Genomic DNA, 25,001 nt, shown 5'->3' with positions numbered 1-25,001 from the left:
TCCCTTTCCTTTGTTAGCGGACCCAGCCGCTGATGGTGCGACCCGTACTGAATACTGTTGAACTGGAGGGCTTTTTGGCCGCAGCGGCTGTGGCGCGGACCAGCCAGCTGTTGAGCGAGATCCCCTCGTTTCCGGCGGCGGCCTCGACGACGGCGCGCAAGCTTTCCGGGAGTCGCAGCGTCACTCGCCAGGTGCCGGCGCTCTCGTCGATCGCGGCGGCGGGTTCAGCCTCCTGTTGATCCACCGGCCGGCTCACTACGAATTCCGGCTCGCGGCCACGCAACCGCAGATCGACGGAAGCAGGTGCGAGCTCTCGGGTGATGTGCTCGGCCGCCGCCGACAGCGCGTCAAGCAGGGCGAGCCGGATCGCCGATTCCAACGGAGCAGTCAATCGATCCGCGAGCTCTTCGGCCTCGGCGCCGCCCGCTTTCGCGGCTATGGCGAGGTCCCGACGCACCGAGTCGACATACGGTTGCAAATCCATGGTGTCATGGTGACATCATTTCGGTGTCACCACAAGTGTCACTGTCGCATCAGGTCAAGTTTCCACGCCGTGCGGGGTGTGCGTACCCGGGAGCGGATGGGCGTGGCACACTATGGGCTGTAGTAGACGTCTGAGATTGGAGGGCTGGCGGTGGCCACGACTGAGGTTGTCAAGCACGACGGAGTCGATGTCGAGGACGTGCCGTCCGCAGCGTTCGGGCGTGGGCTCTCGGGCCAGAACCCCCGCATCTTCCACATCCTGGGCCTCGCCATCGCGGCCTTCTTGCTGCTGCTCCTCAAGGGCAATCACGTCGGCAAGGTCGAAGACATCTTCTGTGTCGGTTTCGCCGTCATCGTGCTGGCCTTCACCGCGAACGACTACTTCGGTCGCCGCTCGGGCCGTATCCGCTAGCTAGCGCTCGGACGCGGCCAATTGGCCGCATGCGGCGGCAATCTCGCGACCTCGGGTATCACGCACCGTGCAGGAAACCCCCTGCTCGCGCACGCGTCGCACGAACTCACGCTCGACCGGCTTCGGGCTGGCATCCCATTGACTGCCCGGCGTCGGATTAAGCGGAATCAGATTCACATGAACGAACTGCCCCAAGGCTTTTCGCAGCTTCTTACCGAGCATGTCAGCGCGCCAGGGCTGATCGTTCACATCGCGGATGAGCGCGTACTCAATGGACACCCGACGTCCCGTGACATCGGCGTAGTACCGCGCGGCATCGAGCACCTCGCTGATGGCCCACCGGGTGTTGACCGGCACCAGGGTGTCGCGCAGCTCATCGTCCGGGCAGTGCAACGACACCGCCAGAGTGACCCCTAGTCCCTCATCGGCAAGTTTGCGAATGGCCGGCGCCAGCCCCACTGTCGAGACCGTGACACCGCGCTGCGAGATACCGAATCCGTCGGGGGGCGGCGCCGTGATCTTGCGCAGCACTGTGAGCACCCGGTTGTAGTTGGCCAGGGGCTCACCCATGCCCATGAAGACGATGTTCGACAACCGGCCGGGGCCGCCCGGCAGCTCACCGTCACGCAGTGAGGCCGCGGCATCGCGGACCTGCTCCAGGATCTCCGCGGCCGAGAGGTTGCGCGTCAGTCCACCCTGCCCGGTGGCACAGAACGGGCAGGCCATGCCACACCCCGCCTGCGAAGAGATACACAGCGTGTTGCGGTCGGTGTAGCGCATCAGTACGGACTCGACGGTGCTGCCGTCATGTAAGCGCCACAACGTCTTTCGAGTGTCCCCGGAATCACAGGCCACCTGGCGCAGCGGATGAAGCAGCCGGGGAAACAGTGCTTCGCCCACACCATCGCGCGCCCCCGCTGGAAGGTCTGTCATTGCCGCGGGGTCGCCCACCAGCCGTCCGTAGTACTGGTTGGCGATCTGCTTGGCACGAAACGCCGGAAGCCCCAATGCGGTCACAGCCTCACGCGTCTGCTCGGCCGTCATATCCGCCAGGTGACGCGGCGGCATGGCCCGGCGCGGCGCGTCGAAAACCAGCGGCAGGGACCCTTTATCGGCAGACATAACCCACCTAGTATCCCAGGCTCGCGCTAGTTCCCCGAACCGGAACGTGCCCGCACATGCATCCGCTCCCCCTGCGGGCCGAAAATGTGCAATACCTCGACGGGTTTATCGGTCGGATTGCCGAACCAATGCGGGATATGCGTATCGAACTCGGCGGCTTCACCGGCGGGCAGAATCAGGTCCAGCTCGCCGAGCAGTAGGCGGACCTTTCCGGAGAGCACGTACATCCACTCATAGCCCTCATGGACCTTCAGGTTCGGTTCCCCCTTCGGCGAATGCGGCGGGATGATCTGCTTGTAGCACTGCACCCCACCGGGCCGGCGTGACAGCGGCAGATAGACCGACCCGTGTCGTTTGAACGGTTTGGGGTGGATGCGCGGGTCACCCGTGGCGGGTGCGTTCACCAGCTCGTCGAGCGGCACCTGGTGTGCCTCGGCCAGCAGCAGCAGAAGTTCCAGAGTGGGCCGCCGCTGACCGGATTCCAGGCGCGACAGCGTGCTCTCGGAAATACCCGTCGTGTCGGACAACTGCGCCAGGGTGACCTGACGATGCAGGCGCAGCGCCCGCAGCCGGGGCCCCAGCGCGTCAAGCACGGCCTCTAACCGCTGATTCTGGTCGTCCATACCAACCATGATGGCGGCCAAATTGCTGCTTTGGCAAGAAAGCTTGCGCATTTCGCAGGTCCGCCCGAATAGTGGTGTCATGAACAAACTCTGGGATGTAGCCATCATCGGTGGCGGTGCCGCGGGCCTGTCGGCCGCCATCACCCTCGCTCGGTCGCGGCGGTCGGTGGTCGTGATCGACGATCACCACCCGCGCAACGCGCCGGCGGATCGGGTTCACAACTACCTCGGACGCGAGTCGACTCCGCCGTCCGAGCTGTTTGATATCGGGCGCGGCGAGGCGGCAGAGTACGGCGCGGCCTTCCGCGACGCGCGCGCCACCTCGGTATCCCACGCGGACAACCATTTCGACGTGACGGTGGATTGGCCAGACGGCACGACCTCAACGGTGCAAGCCCGCCGCGTTCTGGTGGCCACCGGAGTGGTGGATGAACTACCCGATATCGAGGGCCTAGCCGAGCGTTGGGGCCGTGACGTCCTGCACTGCGCCTACTGCCACGGCTGGGAAGTGCGCGATCGCGCCATCGCCGTGCTCGGCACCGGCCCACTAGCGGTTCACCACGCGCTGCTCTTCCGCCAGCTCAGCGATAACGTCAGCCTGGTGCGGCACAACGATTTTCCGCTATCACCCGAGGATGCGGCGCAGCTGGCTCGCCGGGACATCGGCGTGGTGGACGGCCCCGTTGCACGCCTGCGGATCAGCGATGACTCGCTCACCGCGGTAGAGCTGGGAACCGGCGCCGTGCTTCCGTGTGATGCGCTGGTCGTCGCGACCGTGGTGTCGGCGCGCGTCGACATGTTGGCGCCGGTACGCCTGACGGCGCAGGAAATGCGACTCGAAGACCATCTGTTGGGGACATATCTGCCGGTCACCAGAGGAGCCACCGCGGCGCCGGGGATCTACGCCGCCGGAAACGTCACCGATATCAAGGCACAGGTCATCACTTCTGCGGCGGCCGGAACCGAGGTCGCCGCGATCATCAACGCCGACCTCGCGGTCGCCGACGCCCAGGAGCTACAACATGCGTGATCACCAGAACCCGCCGTCCGACGAGAAGTCCTGGGATGAGTTTTACCGGTCGCACGACGCACTATGGAGCGGGAACGCCAATCCACAACTGGTCAATGAGATTTCGTCACTGCCGCCACGAACCGCGCTCGACGCCGGCTGCGGCGAGGGCGGTGACGCGATCTGGCTGGCCCAGAAGGGCTGGCAGGTCACCGGAATGGATTTCGCGGAGACCGCCCTGCTTCGTGCCGCCGATAATGCCACCAGAGCCGACCCCGAGCTCGCCAACAGGATCACCTGGATGCAGGCCGACCTGACAACATGGCAGCCGAATCGGCAATTCGATTTGGTGACCTCGCATTTCATGCACCTGCCGACAAAGCTGCGCGAGCCCGTGTTCGCCGCGCTGGCCGCAGCAGTGGCACCGGGGGGCACCTTGCTGATCGTCGGGCACCATCCGTCGGACATGCACGCGGCGATTGGCCGGCCGGACCTGCCCGACTGGTACTTCACCGCCGAGGACATCGCCGACACGCTCGATCCTGACCTGTGGCGCATCCTCGTCGCCGAGTCACGCAACCGCACATTTACGCGAGACGATGAGGAGTTCGATATCGCCGATACGGTGCTGAGAGCCCACCGCACCGCTGCCGCAGAATTGGTCTAGGCGATCGCCGCGGCGGCGCCCGAAAGCGCCTCGCGTGCAGCCCCTTCCACAGCGGCATACACGCCGGCTTCAAGCCCGCGGCGGCCGACGACCGATAGGGTCGCCAGGTTCGCCGCGGGCATGGCCTCGACCGGGGCGATGCCGTCGGGCAGCCACCCGATGATGGGCAGCAGCGCCATTCCCAACCCGGATCGCAGGCCCGCGTACAACCCCGATAAGTCCGGTGATTCCCCCACAATCTGGTACTGGCGCCCCAGCGTGTGCAGCGCGCTGAACATGGGCGCACGCAGGGTGCACGGTTCGGTGAAGGTCACGACCTGCAGGGGCTCAATGGAACTCGCCTTGTAGCCACGCGCCGCAACCCACCGCAGCCGAACGGTGCCCACCGCGTTGGCCCGATCCAGGCCCGATCCGTCGAGGATGACCGCCAGATCCATGCTCCCCCGGTCCACGGATTCGGCGAGATAAAGGTTGCGATCGAACCGCACCCGCACCGACCAATCCGGGAGATGACTGCGCAGCGCAGTGGTGATGCTGGGCAGTATCAAATCCGCGCCGTGCTCGGTGACACCCAGAATCAGCGTGCGTTCTTGGCCGGCGATCAGATCGTCGACCGCACTGTCGTGCGCGGCAAGGATACGACGAGCGTGCGCCAGCAGCTGCGCACCCTTATCGGTGAACACCACACCGCGCCCCGAACGCCGGACCACCGGCTCTCCGACCGCGGCCTCCAGCTTGCGCACATGCTGACTGACCGCGGATTGGGTCAGATGCAGCACGGCCGCGGCCCGGTGGAATCCCCCGCAATCCGCCACTGCGACCAGCGACCGCAGCGGTGCTATATCGAGTGTCGAACTCGCCATATCGCCACCGTAGTCCGATCACAATTCTTGATCAATGTTTCTCCACGTCGGGTGATCATGAGCTCCACACTGGGCGGGATGTATCAATTGATAACAATTGCTGATTGATTTTGATCAGTAATTATCGTTGGACATCGGTCGTCGAGACCGGCGACCATGGCAGGCATGCAGAAGATGCCGATGTGGTTCGCGTCGATGCTGACATTCCTCTACGCACTGGGCTACCCCGTTGGCGCGCTCGCGGTGTCCGCCATGACACCCATGCTGGTGCTGGTCGCCCGCTTCACCTTCGCCGGTCTGATCGTCGCCGCCTGGGCCCTACTGGCCAAGGCGGCCTGGCCGACGGGTCGCAAGCTCGGGCACGTCGTCATTACCGGCCTGTTGATGCAGGCGGTGCAGTTCTGCGCGTTGTACGAAGCCCTCGAACACGGCGCGCCCGCCGTCCTTGGCGCGGTCGTCATTTCCATGAATCCTGTTGTCACCGCAGTGCTCGCGGCCCTGTTTCTGGGTGAGCGGCTCAACGGGTGGCGAGTCCTTGCCCTGGTGCTCGGCATCGTTGCCGTGCTGGCCGCCTGCGCCAGCCGGCTGCTCGCGACGGGCGGCGTCGACACGGTGCTGGTGCTGCTCTTGATCGCGCTGCTCGGCCTGGCCGCGGGGGGCGTGTACCAGCAGCGTTTCTGCGCAGGTGTGGATTTTCGGGTCAACTGCACCATCCAGAACATCGCCGGGCTGGTGCCCGCCGGCATATTGGCCCTGCTGACGCCCACTGCCGTACATGATCCATGGAAGGCCACCTGGGCGGTGTGCGCCATGGTGGTGTTCAGCGCGGTACTCGGCATCTCCACGTACGTCCACGCTGTGAGCCGGTTCGGCGCTTCCGCGGTGGCCATGCTGTTTTGCGTCATCCCTGCCGTCGCAGGACTGTTGTCGTGGGCGATTCTCGGCCAGCGTGTGGATGTCGGCATCGGTATCGGGCTGGCGCTCGGCGCACTGGCCTGCTGGCTGAACGCCCGTGCCAGCAGGCCCGCCGCAGCTGAGAAGAATCCTGCAATCGAGGTGGCAGCCGCCGCGCCTACCCGTCAGTCGGTGGCAGCCAGCTAGCCTGGCTGCATGCGTGCCCTGTTACACGGTGGTCTGATCATGCTGGGAGCGACGCTCCTGGTCGCAGGATGCTCGAAAGGAGCCTCGGTCTCCCCGACCACTCCCTCATCGAGCACACCAACGCCAAGTAGCACCACAAGCAAGGCCCCCACCACGACCACCACGACGACTCCCATCGAATTGCCGGAACCCGTCGCAGGTACGCCATATGACGCTGTGGCGCAGTGGATTTCCAAGGGAGCGCCGGTGAATGCCACCAACTTTCACTCGGCGACCAGCCAGGATGGCCAGAAGACTGATCTCGGGGAGAATGTCGCGTTCAAGACTCCCTCGGGCAAGACGCGATGCATGACGAGCAACATCGAGCCCGGCACACTGTCTTGCCTGGTCAACCTCACGAATCCGCCAAAGCGGCCCGCCGGCGCCGAGGGCAACTGGGTCGGCGGATGGACAGATTTCAATGGCCAGCAGGTCACCGTGGGTGGGCTCCATGGCGACCCAGGTCCCTTCCAAAGCGGCGACGGAAACCCACTCGACTACGGCGGCCGCCTGACGTTCGGGGATTTCGCTTGCCGTAGTGAGACTTCCGGATTGTTCTGCGCCAACACCAAAACCAAGTCCGCGATTCGGGTCAGTGATGCCGGGATCGAGCCCTTTGGTTGCCTGAAGGAGACCACCCCATCCGACGGCAGCGGCCGGGAATTCAGCTGCTAGCTCAGCGCCCGGGCCAGATACTCCTCACCACGCGGTGAGAGCCGATAACCCACCGGCAGACTCAGGGTCAGACCAAGGTTCTTGAGCTTGCGCACGTGCACCTTGAACGTCGCCAAATCGGGCCAGCGGGAGCAAGATTCGAGGTCTTTGGCACGCACCTGCGGGCGCTGGGCGATCTCTCGCAGCACCTCGCGAGTCCACGGCCCCGGCGTGGCGCTGCGGTCCATCCGATCCAATCGCGCGTCGATGTCGGCGATGTCGGCATCCGTGAGCGCTACCGCAGAGGCCAGCTCCGCGCGCGGATCGACCATCGCTATCTTTCGAAACGCCAAGCGGTACAAAGGATCGTCACCGCTCGCGCCGACATCGCTTCGCGCTGCCGCGGCTGAGGGATAACCGGCTAGTAGCGCGTCGGCATCGCCGATGTCGCGCGCCGTGATCTCATCGACAGCATCGACCTCGATGAAATCGAACTCGGTCATGGAACGAATGCGATCCGAGCCGACGCGGTAACGACCACCGATCTTCACCTGGGGGCGCTTCCAGCGGCGGTAAGCCACCGAGATGGTGCCATCGTGAATTCCGGCCCGCAGCCTGGGCTCGAACAGCATTAAACCCCCAGGTGTGAGCCGTAGAGCTCGGCGAGGGCTTGCCAATGCCGCGCGGCCGTCGCCTCGTCGTAGGTGGCGTTGTCCGTGACCGCGAACCCGTGCCGGGCGGGGTATGTCTCGATGGTGTGTCGCACCCCGGCATCGGTCAGCACCTGCGCCAGGAGCTGCTCCTGCTCGGGCGGAAAGGAGGCGTCCTGCTCTGCGGCGGCAACCAGCACGGCACCGGTGATCCGGTCGGCGAGGTGGTGCGGACTATTCGGGTCGTCGGCCTTGGCCAGGTTGCCACCGTGGAATGACGCGGCGGCGCCCACCCGGGGAGCGTGAGTCGCCGCTACCCGCAACGAGATCCGCCCTCCCATGCAGTATCCGGTCAGACCTACCGTGTCGCCCGTGACCTCGACCTGCTGGTCGAGGAAATCCAGAAAGGCCCCCGCGTCGGCATCGATGCGCTCGGGGGTGAGGGTGGCCATGGTCGCGAAGAGACGACCACGCTCCTGCGGGTCACCGAACGCGGTCGCCAGATCGAAAGGTTCCCAATCGCCTTCGCGGTAGTAGACGTCGGGCACCAATGCGACGTATCCCAGCGTCGCGAGGCGGTCTCCCATCTCGCGCATGACCTCGCGGGCACCGCCTGCGTCGGGGTAGAGGATGACAGCGGGGCCGGGCTGGTCCGGCAGGTGCAGAGTGCCCGGGCATTGCCCGTCGGCTGTCGGGATCTGAACGTCGCGACGAGACATATGTCCATCAAACCAGCCACCCATGCGGGTAGCTACTGCACTGGTATCTTGAGCCTCATTGATCCGTCAATGACCAGGGGGAAATCTGATGGCCGTCACCAGCACGCTGTCGACATCGTGGCAAATCTTCAAGACATCCGCGAAGGTGCTGAGCTCACGTAAGGAGCTCGTCGTCTTCCCGATTTTGTCCGGGCTCACCGCGTTGCTTGTGCTCATCGGAATGGTGACCCTCGGCGTCCTGCTACTGCCCGCGACGACCGGAGATTCGGTGCCGCCGCTCTTTTACCCGGTCTTCGCCGTCGGGTACTTCGTGCTGATGTACGTCGCGACGTTCTGGCAGGCGGCGCTCATCTCACAGGCGAACATCGCACTAGAGGGCGGAGACCCGAGCGTCGCCGGGGGAATCTCGGCAGCAGCCCAGCGCGGCGGACGTCTGCTCCCCTGGGTTCTTATCACCGGTGTCGTCTCCTGGATCATCAGCGCCATCGAGGAGCGGGTGCCGTTCGTCGGGCGATTGCTGGACGTCGCCTGGCGCGTGGTGTCCTTCCAGGTGCTGCCCACGATCGTGCTGCAGAATCTCGGCGCGATCGACGCCGTCAAGAAGACCAAGGAAACACTCAAGAACGCCTGGGGCCAGAACGTCGTCGGCGTCGTGGGCCTGAACTTTTTCACCGCGATGTTGACGCTGCCCGGGGCCGGGTTGATCTACCTGGGGGTCGCCGCGAACGTCACCGCCGTGACGGGCGTGCTCGTGGCACTCGGCGCGCTGTGGATCCTGGCGGGCTCCATCATCGGAGCCGCGCTCACCGGAATCTTTCAGACCGCCCTGTACCGGTTCACGGTTGATGGCCATGTGCCGGGACCGTTCGCCGGAGTAGACCTGCGCCAGGCGCTCAAAACGCGATAGGTGTGAGGGGTCTTACCGAGTCCTGGCACACACTGCGGGCTTCTGCCCGTGCGTTGCGCGCGTGGCCTGTGCTGCTTGGATTCGCATCCAGGTCGGTCCTGTGGAGCACTGGCATCGTCGTGCTGGCCTACGCCATCGCCACGTACGCATTGAACTCGATCGACAGCTGGGTGGCCGGCACCCTGGCAGGGGGCCTTTGGCTTTCCGTCACCCTATTGGTGCTGCCTACGATCATGCTGGAAAATGTTGGCGGCCTCGTAGGAATCGCCATCGCACTAGACCACTTTCGGCATAACTGGGCACGCTGTCTACTCGGGTCAGCACTCCTGACGGTGACCTCGGTGGCACTCATGTCCGCGGGCCTCGGCCTACTCCTACTGAAGCCGGAATCCTCCGGCCTGATGCTGCTCCTCAGCATTCTGGCTCTGATATTCCTGCTGCCCGCGGTCGTCTACGCGTTGGCACTCATCCTCGTCTACCAAACGGTGCTGTACCGAGAACTCGTCGCCACACACCCGACTTAGATAAAGAGCGTCAACACGATCCAGGTGGCCACCGCGGAAGGCAGCAACGAGTCCAGACGGTCCATGATGCCGCCGTGTCCGGGCAGCAGCGTGCCCATGTCCTTGATGCCCAAGTCGCGCTTGACCTGCGACTCGACCAAGTCGCCGAGGGTTCCCGTGATGACGAGCATGATGCCCAGTGCCACACCGACAAAGGGATGGTGACCCAGCAGGAAGGTCACCGCCAGGGTCGATGCGGTCGTGCCCACCAGGAGCGAGCCGGCCAAGCCCTCCCAGGATTTCTTGGGACTGATTGCGGGTGCCATCGGATGCTTACCGAACAGCACACCGGCCGCATACCCTCCGATGTCGGAGAAGGTGACCCCGAGCATGAGGCAGAAGACCTGCTCAGCGCCATTTTCCGGATAGACCAGAAGCGCGCCGAAGGATGCGAACAGCGGGATCCACGCGGCGACGAACACCGTGATGGCGACATCGCGCAGATAGTTCACCGGCTGCTGGTTCAACCCGTGCCCGACCAGGCGCCAGATCATGCAGACCACGACGGTGGCGCCAAACGCACCCAACGCTCCGGCGGTCCCCCACGGCCAGGTCAGCCAGATCATGGCCTGCCCACCAACGAAGAGCGGGATGAATGGCACCGAGATGTCGGCCTGGCGCAGCCGCTTGGTCACCTCCCACATCGCGATGCCGAGGAAGACCGAGATGATGCCGACCCAGATCTCCTTCTGGTACAGCAGCGAGAAAATGATCATGGCGGCGAGAACAGCGCCGACGCCGATGGCCGCCGGCAAATTGCGTCCGGCCCGGGACTTCGTCCCCGAAGGGGGCGCAGGGCTGTTGCCGGGGGCCGGAGCCGCGTCGGTATCTCCCATGGTCGTCATTACCGGGGGCCCTAGACCTCCAGTAACTCGCCTTCTTTGTGCTTCACCAACTCATCGATCTGAGTCACGTACTGGGAGGTGGTCTTGTCCAGATCCTTTTCCGCGCGGCCCACTTCGTCCTCGCCGGCCTCGCCGTCCTTCTTGATCCGGTTCAGTTCGTCATTGGCCTTACGCCGGATGTTGCGCAGGGTCACCTTGGCGTCCTCGCCCTTGCCCTTGGCCTGCTTGACGAGCTCGCGACGACGTTCCTCGGTGAGCTGCGGAATGGCAACGCGAATGATGCTGCCGTCGTTGCTCGGGTTCAGGCCCAGGTCCGAGTTGCGGATCGCCTCCTCGATGGCCTTGAGCTGATTGGCCTCGTACGGCTTGATGACCACCAGGCGAGCCTCGGGCACGTTGATGCCGGCGATCTGCGTGATGGGGGTGATGGTGCCGTAGTAGTCGATGACAACCCGCTGAAACATTCCAGGGTTGGCACGGCCCGTGCGAATCGTCGCGAAGTCATCGCGGGCGACCGACACGGCCTTTTCCATCTTCTCCTCGGCGTCGAGAAGAACCTCGTCAATCACGATTGATCTCCCATCGGGTCTGATGATCTTCGCGCAAGCGGCTCATCATGGTGTTACCAGCGTTCCGATCTTCTCACCTGCGACCGCCCTGGCGATATTGCCTTCGGTAAGCAGGTTGAACACCAGGATTGGCATCCGGTTGTCCATACACAGGCTGAACGCGGTGGCATCGGCGACCTGCAATCCGCGATCAATGACCTCGCGGTGCGTGATCTCCGGCAGGAACTCGGCGTCAGGATTGGCGCGCGGGTCATCGGTGAAGATGCCGTCGACCGCCTTGGCCATCAGCACCACCTCGGCGCCGATCTCCAGCGCACGCTGTGCCGCGGTGGTGTCGGTGGAGAAGTACGGCAATCCCATGCCGGCACCGAAGATGACAACGCGGCCCTTCTCCAGATGCCTCCTGGCCCGCAGCGGGATGTACGGTTCGGCAACCTGGCCCATGGTGATAGCCGTCTGCACGCGCGTGACAATGCCTTCTTTTTCCAGAAAGTCTTGCAGCGCAAGGCTATTCATGACGGTGCCGAGCATGCCCATGTAGTCCGAGCGCGTCCGTTCCATCCCGCGCTGCTGCAGCTGCGCGCCGCGGAAGAAGTTGCCACCGCCGATGACGACCGCCACCTCGGCACCGCTGCGAACCACCTCGGCAATTTGGCTGGCCACCCTATGGACCACATCCGGGTCAAGACCGACAGCTCCCCCGCCGAACATCTCGCCGCCGAGCTTGAGCAGCACCCGCTTATATCCGGTGCGGCTCACATCGCGAGTCATCACGCCTCCTCGGTACGGGTTCAACAACGCCGGTGCACAAAACTCAGCCATCGGGCCCGCTGCTTCCGCTCATCGCGCAAGCGGCTCATCGGAAGGCCGCGACGGCGGTGTCTATCCTGCCTTATTGGGCGACGCTCGTTGGCACGACCCGGCGAACCGAGCCGGGGCCGACTGTGGTTTCGGTGAGGCCGACGAGAGCTTGCGGCAACGGCGCCACGTGCAGCACGCCCAGGCGCTGTGTGGCGCGGGTGAGCGCCACATAGAGCTCGGCCGCACCGCGCGGCCCATCCGCCAGGATCCGTTCCGGCTCCACGACCAGCACCGCGTCGAACTCCAGGCCCTTGGTCTCGGCGGCGGGCACCGTGCCGGGTACACCCGGTGGCCCGATCACCACACTCGTGCCCTCCCGAGCGTCTTCATCGCTCGTGAATTCCTCGATGGCTTTTGATAATTCGCCCTCGGTGAGATGTCTCGACCAGGGGCGCACGCCACAGGAACGGACGGATTCGGGTGGCTGGACGCCCGGTGCGAACTCGGCAAGCAGCGCCGCGGCGACGGCCATGATCTCGGCCGGGGTGCGGTAGTTCACCGACAACGACCGGTATAGCCAGCGTCCCGGCACATACGGGGCCAGAATCGCGTCCCAGGAGGTGGCACCGGCCACCGCTCGGCGCTGAGCCAGGTCCCCGACCACCGTGAACGAGCGGCTTGGACACCGGCGCATCAAAACTCGCCAGTCCATTTCGGACAGCTCCTGCGCCTCGTCGATCACGATGTGCCCGTACGTCCAGTCCCGGTCGGCCGACGCGCGTTCGACCAGGTCGCGGGTGTCACGTTCGGTGAATCGTTCCGCGAGGTCCTCGGCGCCGAGCAGATCGGTGGCGAAGAGGTGGTCTTCGTCGTCCATCATGTCTTCACGGCCGGTCATCAGGTCCAACACCCCGGCCGCGTACTCGGCCTCGGCCCTGCGCTCCTCTTCAGCCGCCTCCTCTGCGGCCTTATCGCGGCCCACCAGGTCGACAAGCTCATCGAGCAGGGGTACGTCTGAGACCGTCCATGCGTCACCGACAGGGCGTGCCAGTGCCGGATCCGCACCGGCAGCGCGCAGCCGCTCCGGTGAGGTGTACAGCTCCGACAAGAGCATCTCCGGCGTCAGCATCGGCCATAGCTCGTCGAGTGCGGCGGCGAATCCCTCGTGATCCCCGAGTTCATCCAGCAGCTCCGCGCGCAGGTGCTCCCAGGCCTTGCGGTCCTCGCGTGTGAGCCACCCCTTGCCGATACGTGGGATCGCCCGCTCCGTGATCGCCCACGTCAGTACGTCGGTGAAGACCGTTCGCGCATCGTTGTGCGGGAGCCTGCTCGCACGCGCCTCTTCGATGGCCCACTGCGCTATATCGGCATCGATGCGCACCGAAACGTCGGTGAGCTGGATGCGCAGTGGTTCCACGGGGGTCCGCTGCCGATCCGCGACCGCAGCCGCGAGCACGTCAAGAATCTGCAGCGAGCCCTTGAGACGCGCGGCCTCCGCTCCATCCTCCGCCGTCACCTTCAGACCGGGCAGCAGATCTCCCGCCGTCGTGAACACCACGTTCGTCTCGCCCAACGACGGCAGGACCCGCGAAATATGGCTGAGGAAGGCCGCATTCGGGCCCACAACCAGCACACCGTGGCGTTCCATCCGCTTGCGCTGGGTGTACAGCAGGTAGGCGACGCGGTGCAGCGCCACGACGGTTTTGCCTGTGCCGGGACCGCCCTCGATGACCAGCACGCCAGGATGATCGAGCCGGATGATCCGGTCCTGCTCGGCCTGGATGGTCGCCACGATGTCGCGCATGCCGTTGCCGCGCGGTGCGTTCACGGCCGCGAGCAGCGCCGCATCACTCATGCTTCCGCGTTCGCCGTCGCGATCTTCACTGTCGGGACGGCCCAGGATTTCGTCGGAGAACGCGTCGACGTGACGTCCCCGAGTCCGAAATTGGCGCCGGCGCCGAGTGTTTTCCGGGTTGGCCCCGGTGGCGATGTAGAAGGCCTGCGCTGCCGGAGCCCGCCAATCGATCAGCAGTGGTTCGTAGTCATTCGTCTCGTCCAGAAGACCGATGCGTCCGACGTAGGACCGCTCTCCCGAGACGGCATCCAGCCGGCCGAAGCACAGTCCGTCGTCGGCGACATCCAAGCGTTGCGCCTGACTGGCCAGTGCGCGCACCTCGTCGTCGCGCTCGACCATGGCCGCACCGTTCTGCTGATCGACAGGCGCACGCAGGGTACTGCGGTATCGCCCCTTAACGCGCGCACGCTCGGCGTCGAGCCGCACATAGAGCCCAGCGATGTACTCCCGCTCGGATTCCAGTTCTTCCTCGTATGTCGTCAACTGGACTTCCCCGTTTCCGTTCTCATTCATGGCATCTGACGTTCGGCCAGCGATTGTGCGGTATGACCGGGGCCTTGCCGCAAGGCCCCCTGTCCGATATATGTTGGAAGGGGCAGGTTGTTCATACCGAGTCGACGGTCGTCTCCGTCCGCAATTCTTTGCGCCAGCTCCATAGCCCGACGGCGGCCATCACGGTGAGAAACGCGTATAGACCTGCCGTCAGGTTCAACCCCTTGAACAGATAAACACCTACGGAGAACGTGTCGGTGATGATCCAAAGTGCCCAATTCTCGATCCATTTTCGGTTCATCATGAATTGGGAGACGATACTGAGCCCGGTGATCGCCGAATCAAGCTGAGGGGCATTGGAATCGGTGAACGTGATCAGGAACGCATACAGTCCCGCCACCAGGACCGCCAGGGACAACGCCAACGGCAGCCACGCCCGCCGTGGCGTCCGCCGCACCACGACACCATGCCGATCCGGGCTTCCCCGCCGCCACAGGTACCAGCCCTGAGCGGCCAGCGCGATAAACATGACCTGCAGGGCAGCGTCGGCGTACAGGGTCTGCCGGCTAAAGACCACGATGTAGAACAGCGAGCTGACGATCGCGACCGGGAAGGTCCAAATATTCTGGCGGACAGCGAGGATCACGAACAGCACACCGGCCAGGCTGCCGATTAGCTCTGTCCAGTCCACCGCAACAGGCTAGCCGAGCACCAGTAAGCTCGCGCCATGGCGACACCGGCACCACTGCGAAGCTTCGCGTGGCTGGCCACGATCATCAGCGAGAGCGAGCCACACTGCGGCGATGTGCGTGTTGTGGCCATCGACGGCAGGGGCGCCGCCGGCAAGAGCACCTTTGCTGCACGACTACACACAGCGGTATCGGCGACAACCCCGTCCACGGCACTGCTGCACACCGACGACTTCGCGTCCTGGGAGACGTTCTTCGGGTGGTGGCCGCGGTTCGAGGAGCAGATTCTCGCGCCCTGGGCGCACGGCAACTTGGCGCGGTACCGGCGCTACGACTGGACGACCCGAGAATTCGGCCCACCGGAGCAGTGCGCACCGCCGTCGGTGCTGATTCTCGAGGGCGTCGGCTCGGGCCGCGCAGCCGCCGACCGCTGGTTGAGTTCGCTGATCTGGGTGCAGACCTGCCAACTGACCCGTAGGCGCCGCGCGGAGGTTCGCGATGGCGAGGAGCTCCGCGAGTTCTGGCGATTGTGGCTCAACGAGGAGGAAGCGCACTTCCGCCGGGATCCCACCGCGGCCCGCGCCGACCTCATCGTCGACGGCGATCCCGCGGTGCCACCGGACGACCCCGACCGCGACTTCCTGCTCGGCCGTTAACGCAACGGCACCGTCGGCCCGTTCGGGTCAAGTGGCGCACAGCTGTCCCGCCCTACCGTCGTGGAGCATTTCGCCGCCGGGATCGCCGGGCGGTAGCCGGCTGCGGTGCCTGCATCCCGGGTGATCTGGGTGTAGGTCTGGACGGCATCGGTGGGCACGCGCTTCAGTGCCGGATCACCCAGCGCGTCTACGGTGTAGAGGCCGAAACGTGGCCGGTAACTTCCCCATTCGTAGTTGTCGACCAGCGACCAGTAGTTGTACCCGATGATCGGGATACCGTCGGCCTTGGCCCGCTGTAGCCAGAAGACGGTGTCGTTGAGGTACTGCGATCGGGTCACGCCGTCAGAGCGCGGCTTTCCATTGTCGGTGACCATGCCGTTCTCGACGATGTAGATCGGCAGCCCGGGGTATCGCTGCGCGTAATGCCGCGACACGTAGTAGATGTCCTCGGGCTGCAACTTGATGTTCCAGCGTGCGGCCATGCTCTGCGTCGAGGCCGGATTGTCCCGGGCGGTGCCGGTGTAGTAGTCAAAGCCCAGGTAATCCAGGCTGCCGGTGACCCGGTCGAAGAACGAACCATCCAGACCCTTCACCCCGAAGCCTGCGAACTGCGCCAACACATCCGGGGGGATGTAGGCCTCGTTGGTGGTCACCTTGGCCTTGGGGTCGGCGTCGTGCGCGGCCCGGTACACCGCACGATGAGCCTGCGCAAGACGATCCAGGAAGCCTTCGAACTGATCGGGTTTGATCGCGCCGGTGCGCACCTCCATCGCCCCGAAAGCCAGTGGCTCGTTGATGCTGACCCACAGCACCCCTTGTCCGGCATAGCGTTTGGTGATTGCCTTGGCAAAGTCTTCGAACGCCGCGATGTTGTTCATGAAGCCGCCGCGGTCGGCGACCCAGCCCGGGTATACCCAGTGCATGAGCGTGATCATCGGCGTCATGCCGTTCTCGCGTAGCGTCGCGACGATGGAGTCGTAGTACGCCAGTTCCTTCTCGTCCCATTTGCCCGGCTCGGGCATCACCCGCGACCACTCCAGCCCGAATCGAAATGTATTGACGCCCATGGCATGAGCATTGGCGATGTCTTCGGCGTATCGATGGCGGAAATCATCGGCCTGCCGGTACGGGTCGACCGGGCCAGCCCCCAGTGGATCAGCCCCGGGCTCTACCGGCCTACCGGCGGTGCGATCGACATAGCGTCGCCAATTGCTGTCGGGAGCACTGCCCTCCACCTGGTAGCCCGCAGTTGCAGTACCCCAGTAGAACCCGCGATCCCAGGCGGAGTCGTCCTTCGAACTCTCCTGCTGCGGGCTGCAAGCGGCCAATCCCAATGCCACGACGACGGCCGATGCCACGACGGAGACGATCCATTTCATACGAAAACCATACACTGTATGGTTTTCTAGGCCAGTAGCCGCTCCCACACCCGCCGCATGTGGCTGCCCATGTCGATGGATGGATCCGACATCCATTGGATCTGAATGCCGTCTGCGGCCGCGATCAGCGCCGCCGCAGCGAATTCGGCATCGACATGCTCGGGAACCTCGCCCGCGGCTTGGCGCCCTCGCACGTACTCGGCGATGAGCGTGCGCATCCTCTCGTACCTCTCCCGCAGGTAAGCGCCGGCAGGATGGCCCGGGTCAACGGCCGCGGCGGCCGCCAGTGAGAGATACACCGTCCCGGAGCCGGGCTTACTCGCCTTGTCGAGCATCGCTTGTGCGAGCACCTCGCCGGGGTCGATCTCGGAGTCCGAATTGCCATACCAATGTTCAAATCTGGCGTCGGCATCGCGCTGGATCTCGGTGAGGATCACATCGCGCGTCGGGAAGTAGTGCATGAGCCCGGCCAGGCTGATGTTGGCTTCCTTGGCTATGACACGCATCGAGGCGCCGGCCTCCCCGTCGCGCTCCAACACCGTCAACGCCGCGGCGAGGATCTCCCGGCGCTTGGCCTCCCCTTTGGGATACCGCTTTGCATCAGGCCCAACAGCTGGCATTGCCCGAGGCTAGCGCACAAACAGTTCGGCCCCGCACAGGAACGAATCCTGGCGGGGCCGAATTGTTTTGAGAAACCTAGGCTTGGCCGACCTCGAACCGCGCAAAGCGGGTCACGGTGACACCGGCCTCGTCAAGCAGCGCCTTGACGGACTTCTTGTTGTCGGACACCGACGGCTGATCCAGCAGCACGACATCCTTGTAGTAGCCAGTCACGCGTCCCTCGACGATCTTGGGCAGCGCGGCCTCGGGCTTGCCCTCGGCCTTGGCGGTCTCCTCGGCGATGCGACGCTCATTCTCGACCACGTCGGCCGGAACGTCTTCGCGCGTCAGGTACTTGGCCTTGAGCGCAGCGATCTGCAGCGCCACGGAGTGCGCGGCACCCTCGTCCGAACCGGTGTACTCGACCAGCACGCCCACGGCCGGCGGCAGGTCCGCGGCGCGCTTGTGCAGGTATGCCTCGACAGTGCCATCGAAGTACGCCACCCGGCGCAGCTCCAACTTCTCACCGATCTTGGCGGCCAGGTCGGCGATCGCCTGCTCAACGGTCCGGCCGTCCTCGACCTTGGCGGCCAGGAGGGCGTCGACCTCGCCGATCTTGCCGGCAGCGGCCGCACCGACGATGGCGTCGGCCAGGCCCTGGAACTCGGCGTTCTTGGCGACAAAGTCGGTCTCGGAGTTCAGCTCGACAAGTGCGCCGTCACGCGCGACAACCAGGCCCTCAGCGGTGGCGCGCTCGGCACGCTTGCCGACGTCCTTGGCACCCTTGATGCGCAGCACCTCGACGGCCTTGTCGAAATCACCGTCGGACTCGGCCAGGGCGTTCTTGCAGTCGAGCATTCCGGCACCGGTCAGTTCCCGGAGCCGCTTCACATCGGCGGCTGTGAAATTCGCCATTTAGCCTTCCTCGGTTGTGGTTTCGGTGGTCTCGGCCGCGGGCGCAGCACCGTCGTCGGTGGTTGCGACAGCGGAGGCAAGCAGTTCCTGCTCCCACTCGGCAAGTGGCTCGGCGGCCTCTGGCTTCTCGTCGCCACCGGCCAGGCCGGAGCGGGCCTGCAGGCCCTCGGCGATCGCGGAAGCGACGACCTTGGTGAGCAGCGCGGCGCTGCGGATCGCGTCATCGTTGCCCGGGATCGGGTAGTCAACGACATCGGGATCGCAGTTGGTGTCCAGGATCGCGATGATCGGGATGTTCAGCTTGCGGGCCTCGGCTACGGCGAGGTGCTCCTTGTTGGTATCCACCACGAAGATCGCCGACGGCACCTTCTGCATGTCCCGGATACCGCCGAGGCTGCGCTCAAGCTTGTTCTTCTCACGCGTGAGCATGAGGATTTCCTTCTTGGTGCGTCCCTCGAAGCCACCGGTCTGCTCCATCGACTCCAGCTCCTTGAGGCGCTGCAGACGCTTGTGAACAGTGGAGAAGTTGGTGAGCATGCCGCCCAGCCAGCGCTGGTTGACGTAAGGCATGCCAACGCGAGTCGCCTCTTCGGCGATGGGCTCCTGAGCCTGCTTCTTGGTGCCGACGAACATGACCGACCCACCGTGAGCGACGGTCTCCTTGACGAACTCGTACGCCTTGTCGATGTAGGTCAGCGTCTGCTGCAAGTCGATGATGTAGATGCCGTTGCGGTCGGTGAAGATGAACCGCTTCATCTTGGGGTTCCAACGACGGGTCTGGTGCCCGAAGTGCGCGCCGCTGTCAAGCAGCTGCTTCATAGTTACTACAGCCATGAGTCCATGGTTCCTTTTGTCGGTTGTCGCCCGGGATCGGGTGATCCTGGGCCCTAGCGTCTGCTGATGCCGGAACCCATTCCTCGATTCCCGAAGGAAACCCTGGATGGGACCGCCCGGCATGCTGGTCACGAGTTCGTGTACAGACGCGCGAAGTCAACCCGCTAGGCGAGTTGCGGTCATGAGTTTACATGCTGCGACGAGTGCTTTTCGCCACGCACCGAAGCATCGGGTGCAGACCCCGGAGGTTGTCCACAGGGGCCGAAATGGCTCTTTCCTCCACCACAATCGTCCGGTCACGATGATGTCGTGAGGTTCAGAAGGGTCGGCTGTCCCGGACTGATCCTGGCCGTGGCGCTGACTGCCTCCCCCGTGGCTGCCACCGCACCGGGTGACACGGGTGATCGTTTCGGCTGGCCGCTACGTCCTCGACCTGCGGTAACCCGGCACTTCGACAAGCCGCGCGAGCGTTGGAATCGGGGCCATCGCGGGGTCGATTTGGCCGGCTTCCCCGATCAGCGGGTGGCTGCGGCCGGGCCGGGCATCGTGGTGTACGCAGGATCTCTCGCCGGTAGGACGCTGGTCTCGATCGAACACGTCGGCGGCCTGCGCACCACCTACGAGCCGGTTACCCCGCTGGTCAAGCCTGGTCAGCGCGTGAGCGAAGGAGCGGTCATCGGGACATTGCGGCCCGGACATCCCGGCTGCGATGGTGCGGCTTGTTTGCACTGGGGCGCGTTGCGCGGGCCTGCTTCGGCGGCGAACTACCTGGACCCGCTGGGACTGTTGGCCACTACGCCACTGCGACTCAAACCGCTTCAGGCGGGCTGACAGATGTCGACGTGCGCGGGCTTTCCGGTGGCCTGCGACAGCCTGGTAAGCGCATCGTGGAATCTGTCGAGTGCGTCCTGCTCGGTGACCACTTGGTAAAACGCACGCATCTCACCGCCGTTGGCCATGCACACCCACCATGGCGGGTAGACATCAGCGGTCGCCGTTCCCGCGGCCACGAGTCCGAGGCCCACAACGGCGGCGGTGGCCGCCACCAGAATTCCGGCGCGCATGCTTGGCACTCTAATCATCGGACCGATTTCGACCAGGCCCTTGCCCACAATTCCAGCGGGGCCAGCGCGACGAGCAACGCCTTGCCCACCGCCGTCAGCGAGTACTGCCCGCCCTGGCTGCGCACGATGTGGGCGGCGGTCAGCTCGCTAAGGCGTGTGGTGAGGACGCCGCTCGATACCTCCCCGACGTCACTCATATGCTGCCTGAGCTCAGAGAAAGTCTTCGACCCGGACCGTAGCTCCCAGAGCGCCAGAATGGCCCAACGGCGGCCGAAAAGGTCGAATGCCGCGTTAAGCGGCTGCCCGGAACCGGACCCTCGCACGGGCTTGCCCGGGCGCGGCGCGGCAGCCCCGTCGGGCGACTCCGCCTCGGAGATGCCGGCGCTGGCAATGATCGTGATCAGCCGGCTGGCACGTTCGGCCATCTGCTCCGCGCTCTGCTCGGGGTGCCGGATCCACCAGGTGATCATGGCGCCGACCATCCCCATCCAGCCCTGCGTGAGCACACCGATGTCCTGCGGATCGCGCAGCTCGGTGGCCGCACTTCCCACCGCTGCCACGCCCTGGCCGGCCAGGGCAGCGAGACGCATTCTGGCGATCCGGGCAGCCGCGAGTGCATCACTGTCCTCAGGCAGCGTCTGATCCCAGATCACCAGCCAATCGGATGGGCGGGGTGCCAACGCCTGAAAGATCGCCTGCAGCACTGCCCGTGGCAACGCGAGTGTGGGCGGGGCCGCCTCCATTGCCGCAGCGATGTGGTCACCGACGATCGCTCCAGCGCGCTGCACGCACGCGATGTAGAGCTGCTCCTTGGACCCGAAATACGCCAGCACCATGGGCTTGGATACACCGACCGCCGATGCCACCGCCGCCAGGGACATGCCCGCGTATCCGCTGCGGCCGAACTCCTGGCACGCGGCATCGAGGATCTGCTGCTCCCGCTCGGCGCGGGGCATGCCCTTGGTACCTGCCCGTGTCATCAGTCCCTTGTACCAGCCTCGAGCCTTCCCGTGCCGAGTATTCATGTGCGCGACATCACAGTAGACCGATCGGTGTGATGTTCATATGACCAACTGTTAAATTAACAATCAGCCAGTTAACGTCAACGCTCACCAACCGGATCAATGAGGAGCTGGAATGCGTGGCGCGTGGGTGTATCTGGTATCGACGGCGGTTCTCTGCATCGCCGGGGCCTACATAGCCCATCTGCGGCTCAGCGACATTCCTGACCCCGCCATCGGCCATTCGGCCAAGCCACCAGTCATCGGCAAGCCACGGGACAAGGTCGTCGAGTACCGGCTCGACGGGCCCGCAGGCAGCGCGATCACCGCGTCCTACCTGGATGTCGACGGCGCCGTACGCGAAGTGTCGGGCACGCTTCCCTGGCAGACCACCCTGCATGCCAAACAACTTGTCGTCCCAGCGGGACTCGTCGCGCAATCCAGTTCGGGGCAGATGTCTTGTCGCATCACGATCGACGGGCTCACACGTGACCAAAGCGCGGCCGACGCATCGGCCGTCTCCTGTCAGGTGGCGGTGGCGTGAATCTCTTGGACAAGTTTCGCGTACAGGTATGGGACAAGTTGTGGGCCGGCCCCGCCGACGTGGCACCCACACCGGGACGACCGCTGCTGGCGCGGCTGCTCTACCGGTTCTCGATACCTATCCTCGTAGTGTGGCTTGGCGCGGCCGGCATTCTCAATCTCGCTGTGCCCCAGCTAGAAACGGTGATCAAACAGCACGCCCGCTCGTTTCTGCCCGATGACGCCGCCTCCGTGCAGGCGATCTCGAAGATGGGCGATTACTTCGGCGGTGCCGGTACCAACAACTTTGTCTATCTCCTCCTCGAGGGCGAAGCTCCGCTGGGCGCCGAAGCGCACCAGTACTACTCGTCGATCCTCGATCGGATCAACCAGGACAAGAAGCACGTCAACTCCTCCATGGATCTGTGGTCCGATCCGCAGTTCGCGCCGGCCAACGAAAGTGCCGACGGGAAGGCCGCATACGTCCTGATCAACCTCAAGGGCAACATGGGGACTGCCCTGGCCATGGAATCGACCGCGAAGATCCGCGAACTCATCGCCCAGTACCCGCCGCCCAAAGGAATCACCGCGCACCTGACGGGCCCCTCCGCGGTGGTGAACGACGAGCTGGTGTCGATCAACGACTCGATCCTGATCCTGCTGATCGCATGTGCGGGGCTGGTGGGCCTCATCTTGTTGGTGGTGTACCGCTCGCCGATCACCATCGCACTGCCACTGCTCGTCGCGGGAGCGGGGCTTGCCGTCGGCCGACCCATCGTCGCGTTCCTCGGCGAACACCAAGTCATCGGCGTGTCGATCTTCGCCTCGGCGCTACTGGCGGTGATCGTGCTGGGTGCCGGAATCGACTACGGCATTTTCCTTTTGGGCAGATACCAGGAGGCACGGCGAGCCGGCGAAGACCCGGTCGAGGCCTACTACACGGCCCTGGCGGGGGTGCAACACATCATTATCGCCTCGGGGCTCACCGTTGCCGGGGCGACAGCCTGCATGGTCTTCACCCGCCTGGCTATCTTCAGTACATCGGGGCTGCCCTGCACGGTTGCGGTGGTGGTCACCCTCGCCGCAGCGCTGACTCTCGCGCCCGCCGCACTGGCTGCGGGTAGCAGATTCGGATTCTTCGAGCCGCGCGAGGAGAAGTCGCAGCGCCGGTGGCGGCGCATCGCCACGTACGTGGTGCGGTGGCCGGGGCCGGTGTTGGCAGGCAGCTTGGCCGTGCTCGCGATCGCATTTCTAGCGGTGCCCGGGTTCCAGCCCAGTTACAACGAGCGGCAAGCTCAGCCCAGCGACTCCCCCGCGAACGTCGGCTTCGCCGCCTCGGACCGTCATTTGCCGCCAAATATCATGTCCCCCAGCGTCTTCATCGTGGAAGCAGACCACGACATGCGCAACTCCGCGGATCTGATCGCCCTGGCGAAAATGAGCAATGCCGTACTGAATATCCCCGGTATCAGCAACGTGCAGGGCATCACCCGGCCACTGGCGGCCCCCTTGGAACTGGGGACACTGCCCGCGCAAGCCGGTTATGTCGGTGGGCGGCTGACCCAAATGACCAAACTGCTTACGCAGCGCATCGAGGACCTGACCGCTCTCAGCGGCCGGGTGGGGCCAACTTTCGCTGACAGTGCGGGGCCTGGAGCAGGCGCTGCGCACCGGCACGGTAGGTGCGACCCAGATACATTCAGGTGCAACGGAATTACGCACCAGCCTGGCCGCCGTGGTGCAGAAGGTCGACTCGTTGCGCGGGACGGCCAAACCCGCCGAGGACTTCATCGGCGGGATCCCGAACTGCCGCGATAACGACTATTGCCAGGCCGCACTCACCGGGTTCTCCCTCTTCGACGATCTGCACCGTTTCGACGGGCTTGTCGGCAATCTGGTGAACGGAACCGGCACGCTGGCACAGACCTTGCCGGCGCTCGGTGCGCAGCTGCCGGGACTCAAGGACTTCATCACCCAGGTCAACGCGGTTATCGCACCACTGCAGAGCACCCTGCAGGTCCTGCTGCCCCAGGTCACCGAGATCACTCAGTTCACCGATGACCTCAGCAAGAGCTTCACGGCAGGCGACCCGAGCAACTCCTTCTTCATACCCACGCAGGCCTTCGAGAATCCACTCTTCAAAAGCGCTATGCCGTACTTCTTCTCCCCCGACGGCAAAGTGACCCGGATGGTCGTCACTCCGGAAAAGGAGGGGTTCAGCCAGGAGGCCATGGACCTGAGCTCCGAGATCATTCCGACGGCACTGCAGTCCATCAAGAGCACATCGTTGGCAGGCAGCACGGTGAGTATCGGAGGGCCGGGCGGCACCCTGCTGAACATCGAGGCCTTCACACGCGAGGACTTCATCACCAGCGCCGTGGCCGCGTTCGCCTTCGTGTTCTGCGTGATACTGATCCTGCTGCGCAGCCTCGTCGCCGCGATGGTGGTCATCGGGACTGTCGCGCTGTCCTACGTCTCGGCGCTGGGCCTCACCGTGTTTGTCTGGCAGGACCTCGTCGGTATCCCGCTGCATTGGTCGGTGGCGCCACTGTCATTCGTGTTCCTTGTCGCCGTCGGCGCCGATTACAACATGCTGTTGGTGGCCCGGTTCCGGGAAGAGATACACGCGGGCATCAAGACGGGTGTCATCCGCTCTATGGCCAACACCGGCGGGGTGGTGACAACCGCAGGCCTGGTCTTCGGTTTCACCATGTTCGCGATGATCGTTGCGCCGGCGCGCAATATCGCCCAGCTCGGTACGGCGGTCGGCCTCGGCCTGCTGATGGACACCCTGATCGTGCGATCGTTCCTCGTGCCCGCCATCGCGACCCTGCTGGGCCGCTGGTTCTGGTGGCCAGTGGTGGTACACGACAGAGCCGCCAGCCGCGACGCGGTCCCGAACAGCGTTGCGCCCGTGGGTGCGCCAGAGCACGGACATCTGGTTGGGGCGCCGCGCTGAGGATCGCC

General features: G+C 64.7%; 27 protein-coding genes and 1 pseudogene. 11 read left to right on the top strand and 17 right to left on the bottom strand.

Annotated elements, in window-relative coordinates:
* Positions 1 to 13: 13 nt before the first annotated feature.
* Positions 14 to 484: a toxin-antitoxin system HicB family antitoxin gene (locus tag AOT87_RS12920; RefSeq protein ID WP_057969604.1), complete on the bottom strand. Its 471-nt coding sequence runs from the start codon at positions 482 to 484 to the stop codon at positions 14 to 16.
* Between the two features lie 150 nt (positions 485 to 634).
* Between AOT87_RS12920 and AOT87_RS12915 the strand changes: the two genes are divergently transcribed.
* The gene (locus AOT87_RS12915) at positions 635 to 895 is read left to right on the top strand and encodes a DUF2631 domain-containing protein (protein WP_030093989.1); all 261 of its coding nucleotides are present in this window, start codon (positions 635 to 637) and stop codon (positions 893 to 895) included.
* Here the strand turns inward: AOT87_RS12915 and rlmN are convergent, their stop codons facing one another.
* Complete coding sequence (rlmN, locus tag AOT87_RS12910) at positions 896 to 2,017, bottom strand: 23S rRNA (adenine(2503)-C(2))-methyltransferase RlmN (protein ID WP_057969304.1); 1,122 nt, start codon at positions 2,015 to 2,017, stop codon at positions 896 to 898.
* Between the two features lie 26 nt (positions 2,018 to 2,043).
* Positions 2,044 to 2,649 carry a helix-turn-helix domain-containing protein gene (locus AOT87_RS12905; protein ID WP_030093991.1) on the bottom strand — a complete coding sequence of 202 codons (606 nt, stop codon included), beginning with the start codon at positions 2,647 to 2,649 and terminating at the stop codon, positions 2,044 to 2,046.
* 70 nt (positions 2,650 to 2,719) lie between these two features.
* Here AOT87_RS12905 and AOT87_RS12900 point away from each other — a divergent pair, with 70 nt between their 5' ends.
* Positions 2,720 to 3,670 (top strand): NAD(P)/FAD-dependent oxidoreductase, encoded by a 951-nt coding sequence (locus AOT87_RS12900; RefSeq protein ID WP_057969310.1) that lies wholly within the window; start codon positions 2,720 to 2,722, stop codon positions 3,668 to 3,670.
* Positions 3,663 to 4,316, top strand: a complete 654-nt coding sequence (locus tag AOT87_RS12895) for a class I SAM-dependent methyltransferase (protein WP_030093993.1) — start codon at positions 3,663 to 3,665, stop codon at positions 4,314 to 4,316. Before AOT87_RS12900 ends, AOT87_RS12895 begins: the two co-directional genes overlap by 8 nt.
* Here the strand turns inward: AOT87_RS12895 and AOT87_RS12890 are convergent.
* Complete coding sequence (locus tag AOT87_RS12890) at positions 4,313 to 5,179, bottom strand: LysR family transcriptional regulator (protein WP_030093994.1); 867 nt, start codon at positions 5,177 to 5,179, stop codon at positions 4,313 to 4,315. The two genes, AOT87_RS12895 and AOT87_RS12890, sit on opposite strands and share 4 nt — an antisense overlap.
* 156 nt (positions 5,180 to 5,335) lie before the next feature.
* On the opposite strand from AOT87_RS12890, the gene AOT87_RS12885 reads away from it, so the two are divergent.
* Entirely contained in the window at positions 5,336 to 6,280 is a 945-nt protein-coding gene (locus AOT87_RS12885; RefSeq protein ID WP_109398759.1) for a DMT family transporter, read from the top strand.
* Positions 6,281 to 6,289: 9 nt separating this feature from the next.
* The gene (locus AOT87_RS12880; RefSeq protein ID WP_057969306.1) at positions 6,290 to 6,994 is read left to right on the top strand and encodes a hypothetical protein; all 705 of its coding nucleotides are present in this window, start codon (positions 6,290 to 6,292) and stop codon (positions 6,992 to 6,994) included.
* Here AOT87_RS12880 and AOT87_RS12875 read toward each other — a convergent pair.
* Positions 6,991 to 7,605: a hypothetical protein gene (locus AOT87_RS12875; RefSeq protein WP_057969307.1), complete on the bottom strand. Its 615-nt coding sequence runs from the start codon at positions 7,603 to 7,605 to the stop codon at positions 6,991 to 6,993. The genes AOT87_RS12880 and AOT87_RS12875 overlap by 4 nt on opposite strands.
* Positions 7,605 to 8,342 (bottom strand): dienelactone hydrolase family protein, encoded by a 738-nt coding sequence (locus AOT87_RS12870; protein WP_057969308.1) that lies wholly within the window; start codon positions 8,340 to 8,342, stop codon positions 7,605 to 7,607. Before AOT87_RS12870 ends, AOT87_RS12875 begins: the two co-directional genes overlap by 1 nt.
* 88 nt (positions 8,343 to 8,430) lie before the next feature.
* Between AOT87_RS12870 and AOT87_RS12865 the strand changes: the two genes are divergently transcribed.
* Together AOT87_RS12865 and AOT87_RS12860 are read left to right on the top strand one after the other, a co-directional pair.
* The gene (locus AOT87_RS12865; protein WP_057969309.1) at positions 8,431 to 9,249 is read left to right on the top strand and encodes a DUF6159 family protein; all 819 of its coding nucleotides are present in this window, start codon (positions 8,431 to 8,433) and stop codon (positions 9,247 to 9,249) included.
* A gap of 2 nt (positions 9,250 to 9,251) precedes the next feature.
* Complete coding sequence (locus AOT87_RS12860) at positions 9,252 to 9,773, top strand: hypothetical protein (RefSeq protein ID WP_078322192.1); 522 nt, start codon at positions 9,252 to 9,254, stop codon at positions 9,771 to 9,773.
* Here the strand turns inward: AOT87_RS12860 and AOT87_RS12855 are convergent.
* From AOT87_RS12855 to pnuC, 5 genes are all read right to left on the bottom strand, one after another.
* The gene (locus AOT87_RS12855; RefSeq protein WP_078322223.1) at positions 9,770 to 10,648 is read right to left on the bottom strand and encodes a phosphatidate cytidylyltransferase; all 879 of its coding nucleotides are present in this window, start codon (positions 10,646 to 10,648) and stop codon (positions 9,770 to 9,772) included. The genes AOT87_RS12860 and AOT87_RS12855 overlap by 4 nt on opposite strands.
* A 20-nt stretch (positions 10,649 to 10,668) precedes the next feature.
* Positions 10,669 to 11,226: a ribosome recycling factor gene (frr, locus tag AOT87_RS12850; protein WP_030094002.1), complete on the bottom strand. Its 558-nt coding sequence runs from the start codon at positions 11,224 to 11,226 to the stop codon at positions 10,669 to 10,671.
* A 45-nt stretch (positions 11,227 to 11,271) separates the two neighbouring features.
* Positions 11,272 to 11,997, bottom strand: coding sequence for a UMP kinase (gene pyrH / locus AOT87_RS12845; RefSeq protein WP_030094003.1), 726 nt, complete (start codon positions 11,995 to 11,997; stop codon positions 11,272 to 11,274).
* Between the two features lie 121 nt (positions 11,998 to 12,118).
* Positions 12,119 to 14,395, bottom strand: coding sequence for an RNA polymerase recycling motor ATPase HelR (gene helR, locus AOT87_RS12840; protein ID WP_057969249.1), 2,277 nt, complete (start codon positions 14,393 to 14,395; stop codon positions 12,119 to 12,121).
* A 91-nt stretch (positions 14,396 to 14,486) separates the two neighbouring features.
* Positions 14,487 to 15,065 (bottom strand): nicotinamide riboside transporter PnuC, encoded by a 579-nt coding sequence (gene pnuC, locus AOT87_RS12835; protein ID WP_057969248.1) that lies wholly within the window; start codon positions 15,063 to 15,065, stop codon positions 14,487 to 14,489.
* A 36-nt stretch (positions 15,066 to 15,101) separates the two neighbouring features.
* Here pnuC and AOT87_RS28835 point away from each other — a divergent pair, with 36 nt between their 5' ends.
* Entirely contained in the window at positions 15,102 to 15,719 is a 618-nt protein-coding gene (locus AOT87_RS28835; protein WP_057969247.1) for a hypothetical protein, read from the top strand.
* On the opposite strand, the gene AOT87_RS12825 is transcribed toward AOT87_RS28835, so the two are convergent.
* The 4 genes from AOT87_RS12825 to rpsB form a co-directional block, all read right to left on the bottom strand.
* Positions 15,716 to 17,098, bottom strand: a complete 1,383-nt coding sequence (locus tag AOT87_RS12825) for a family 1 glycosylhydrolase (protein ID WP_057969246.1) — start codon at positions 17,096 to 17,098, stop codon at positions 15,716 to 15,718. The two genes, AOT87_RS28835 and AOT87_RS12825, sit on opposite strands and share 4 nt — an antisense overlap.
* 26 nt (positions 17,099 to 17,124) lie before the next feature.
* Entirely contained in the window at positions 17,125 to 17,718 is a 594-nt protein-coding gene (locus AOT87_RS12820) for a TetR/AcrR family transcriptional regulator (RefSeq protein WP_057969245.1), read from the bottom strand.
* 76 nt (positions 17,719 to 17,794) lie between these two features.
* Positions 17,795 to 18,613 carry a translation elongation factor Ts gene (tsf, locus tag AOT87_RS12815; protein WP_046254186.1) on the bottom strand — a complete coding sequence of 273 codons (819 nt, stop codon included), beginning with the start codon at positions 18,611 to 18,613 and terminating at the stop codon, positions 17,795 to 17,797.
* Positions 18,614 to 19,447 carry a 30S ribosomal protein S2 gene (gene rpsB / locus AOT87_RS12810; RefSeq protein WP_030094010.1) on the bottom strand — a complete coding sequence of 278 codons (834 nt, stop codon included), beginning with the start codon at positions 19,445 to 19,447 and terminating at the stop codon, positions 18,614 to 18,616.
* 372 nt (positions 19,448 to 19,819) lie between these two features.
* Here rpsB and AOT87_RS12805 point away from each other — a divergent pair, with 372 nt between their 5' ends.
* A complete protein-coding gene (locus AOT87_RS12805) occupies positions 19,820 to 20,278 on the top strand; it encodes a M23 family metallopeptidase (RefSeq protein ID WP_057969618.1) in 459 nt (152 codons plus the stop codon).
* Here AOT87_RS12805 and AOT87_RS12800 read toward each other — a convergent pair.
* A complete protein-coding gene (locus AOT87_RS12800; RefSeq protein WP_057969244.1) occupies positions 20,266 to 20,511 on the bottom strand; it encodes a hypothetical protein in 246 nt (81 codons plus the stop codon). The two genes, AOT87_RS12805 and AOT87_RS12800, sit on opposite strands and share 13 nt — an antisense overlap.
* A 14-nt stretch (positions 20,512 to 20,525) precedes the next feature.
* Positions 20,526 to 21,491: a TetR family transcriptional regulator gene (locus AOT87_RS12795; protein ID WP_057969243.1), complete on the bottom strand. Its 966-nt coding sequence runs from the start codon at positions 21,489 to 21,491 to the stop codon at positions 20,526 to 20,528.
* A gap of 157 nt (positions 21,492 to 21,648) precedes the next feature.
* Here AOT87_RS12795 and AOT87_RS12790 point away from each other — a divergent pair, with 157 nt between their 5' ends.
* Positions 21,649 to 22,056, top strand: a complete 408-nt coding sequence (locus tag AOT87_RS12790) for an MmpS family transport accessory protein (protein ID WP_030094014.1) — start codon at positions 21,649 to 21,651, stop codon at positions 22,054 to 22,056.
* Positions 22,053 to 24,993 (top strand): annotated as a pseudogene (locus AOT87_RS12785) (RND family transporter). Before AOT87_RS12790 ends, AOT87_RS12785 begins: the two are co-directional and overlap by 4 nt.
* Positions 24,994 to 25,001: the final 8 nt, after the last annotated feature.

This window comes from Mycobacteroides sp. H003 (assembly GCF_001440135.1).
Taxonomy (GTDB): Bacteria; Actinomycetota; Actinomycetes; order Mycobacteriales; family Mycobacteriaceae; genus Mycobacterium; species Mycobacterium gwanakae.
The sequence above is the reverse complement of the archived record's forward strand: the minus strand, read 5'-3'. Positions and strand labels throughout refer to the sequence as shown.